The sequence below is a fragment of the uncultured Caballeronia sp. genome (genome assembly GCF_964243625.1).
Classification (GTDB): Bacteria; Pseudomonadota; Gammaproteobacteria; order Burkholderiales; family Burkholderiaceae; genus Caballeronia.
The window spans coordinates 469-2835 of the sequence record NZ_CAXTGZ010000731.1 but is presented as its reverse complement, the minus strand read 5'-3'; the positions used below and the strand labels follow the sequence as shown (position 1 = coordinate 2835).

At 56.6% G+C, this 2367-nt stretch carries 2 protein-coding genes, 1 tRNA gene and 1 pseudogene; all 4 read left to right on the top strand.

From position 1 onward, the window contains the following. Positions 1-393 (top strand): annotated as a pseudogene (gene ipk, locus ACFFAR_RS30075) (4-(cytidine 5'-diphospho)-2-C-methyl-D-erythritol kinase); the annotation flags it as partial. 55 nt (positions 394-448) lie between these two features. Then, a tRNA-Gln gene (locus tag ACFFAR_RS30070) sits at positions 449-525 on the top strand. 48 nt (positions 526-573) lie between these two features. Further along, positions 574-1527: a ribose-phosphate pyrophosphokinase gene (locus ACFFAR_RS30065; RefSeq protein WP_061998361.1), complete on the top strand. Its 954-nt coding sequence runs from the start codon at positions 574-576 to the stop codon at positions 1525-1527. A gap of 161 nt (positions 1528-1688) precedes the next feature. Next, positions 1689-2315 carry a 50S ribosomal protein L25/general stress protein Ctc gene (locus ACFFAR_RS30060; protein WP_061998360.1) on the top strand — a complete coding sequence of 209 codons (627 nt, stop codon included), beginning with the start codon at positions 1689-1691 and terminating at the stop codon, positions 2313-2315. Positions 2316-2367: the final 52 nt, after the last annotated feature.

The following is a 2367-nucleotide window of genomic DNA, read 5'->3' as shown; positions in this document are numbered from 1 at the left end:
AAATTGCCGAAACGCTTTTTCCTGGTGGTGACTCCTGCGGTACATGTGCCCACCGCCGCGATTTTTTCCGATAAAGCGTTGACAAGGGACTCAGAAGCCCTCACAATTACGGACTTCTTTGCACAACATAGTTCTGAAGCAGATTGGCCAGACAGTTTCGGTCGAAATGACATGCAGGCAGTTGTGACAGAGAAGTACGCGGAAGTAGCTCAGGTGCTGGAGTGGTTTTCGAATCTTTCACCTGCGCGAATGACCGGATCTGGAGCGAGCGTGTTTGCCGCTTTTCGTAGTAAAGCCGAAGCTGAGATGGCGCAAGCCAAACTCCCGGCAAGCTGGAAAAGCAGAGTGACCGAAAGCCTGGATTCGCATCCTCTCTTCGCTTTCGCGTCGTAAAGTTTCGTTTTGCCGGGTTTGGCCTACACTGCCCGGTAAGACTCAAAGTTAGTGTAGGGGAGTCGCCAAGTTGGTTAAGGCACTGGATTTTGATTCCAGCATGCGAAGGTTCGAATCCTTCTTCCCCTGCCATTAATTTCCCGCGTTTTTCCTCTCGCCCCAGCCAAGAACAGGTGCACGATGAGCAGTGACGGCCTGATGGTATTCACTGGCAACGCGAATCCCGCGCTTGCACAGGAAGTCGTCAAGATCCTTGGTATCCCTCTCGGCAAGGCAATGGTCAGCCGTTTTTCTGACGGCGAAATCATGGTCGAGATCCAGGAAAACGTGCGCGGCAAAGACGTGTTCGTGCTGCAGTCCACCTGCGCACCGACCAATGACACGCTGATGGAACTCATGATCATGGTCGATGCGCTCAAGCGCGCATCCGCTGGCCGGATCACCGCAGCCATCCCGTACTTTGGTTATGCCCGCCAGGACCGCCGTCCCCGTTCGGCTCGCGTCGCCATTTCAGCGAAAGTCGTGGCGAACATGCTGGAAATCGCCGGTGTGGATCGTGTCATCACCATGGACCTCCACGCCGACCAGATTCAAGGTTTCTTCGACATCCCGGTCGACAACATCTACGCAACGCCCGTACTACTCGGCGATCTGCGCAAGCAAAATCACGAAAACCTGCTGGTCGTCTCCCCTGACGTAGGCGGTGTGATTCGCGCCCGGGCACTGGCCAAGCAGCTCAATACCGATCTCGCGATCATCGACAAGCGTCGCCCGAAGGCGAACGTCGCTGAAGTGATGAACATCATTGGTGAAGTGGAAGGCCGCACGTGCGTGATCATGGACGACATGGTCGACACCGCCGGCACGCTTTGCAAGGCAGCACAGGTTTTGAAGGAACGCGGCGCCGTAAAAGTGTTCGCTTATGCCACGCACCCGGTTTTGTCGGGCGGCGCGGGTGAACGGATCGCGGCATCGGAACTGGACGAACTGGTTGTCACGGACACCATTCCCCTCTCCGACGAAGCGCGCGCATGCACCAAGGTGCGTGTATTGTCGAGCGCGGGTCTGCTGGCCGAGACATTCTCGCGGATCCGGCGCGGCGACTCGGTCATGTCGCTGTTCGCCGAGGGTTGAACGAGGTTGAAAGTATTTGCGGTGAAGCGGAGATCAAACTTCTCAATACCGCGTAATCGGTTCAGGCGAACGAAGGCCTGAATCGCTGCTCTGGGGCTGAACGCTTTCGCGGACAGCCCCGTTTTCACTGCCTGGTCGCGGGCAGATTATGGAGTTGAATCATGAAAGTAGTCGCTTTTGAGCGCAATCTGCACGGTACGGGTGCGAGCCGCCGCCTGCGTAACTCGGGCAAGACGCCGGGTATCGTATATGGCGCAAATGCTGAAGCTCTGGCTGTTGAGCTCGATCACAACGCCCTTTGGCACGCGCTGAAGAAAGAAGTTTTCCATTCGTCGATTCTCGAACTGGAAGTTGCCGGCAAGACGCAACAAGTCCTGCTGCGCGACGTGCAATACCATCCGTTCAAGCAAATGGTTCTGCACGTTGACTTCCAACGTGTCGATGCATCGAAGAAGCTGCACACCAAGGTTCCGGTTCACTTCCTGAACCAGGAAACCAACCCGGCTGTGAAGACCGGTGGCGCCGTGATCTCGCACGTGATCAACGAAATCGAAATCGAATGTCTGCCGGCTGACCTGCCGGAATTCGTCGAACTCGACTTGGCCAAGATCGAAGCGGGTCAGGCGTTGCACGTGAAGGACATCGCTTTGCCGAAGGGCGTGGCGCTGATCGCTCACCTCGAAGCAGAAAACCCGGTTATCGCTTCGGCGACCATTCCGGCTGCCGTTGTATCCGAGGAAGCCGCGTCTGGCGATGCCGCTGCCGAAGGCGACAAGCCGGCTGCATAAGTCTGCTGAAGCCTGTACGCTTGAGTCCACTCTCACGAGTGGACAAAGTGAC

What these genes read in the sequence shown, in the direction of transcription:
- ACFFAR_RS30060 (WP_061998360.1), top strand. Translation starts at nt 1,689, where the DNA reads ATGAAAGTAGTCGCTTTTGAGCGCAATCTGCACGGTACGGGTGCGAGC.
- ACFFAR_RS30065 (WP_061998361.1), top strand. Translation starts at nt 574, where the DNA reads ATGAGCAGTGACGGCCTGATGGTATTCACTGGCAACGCGAATCCCGCG.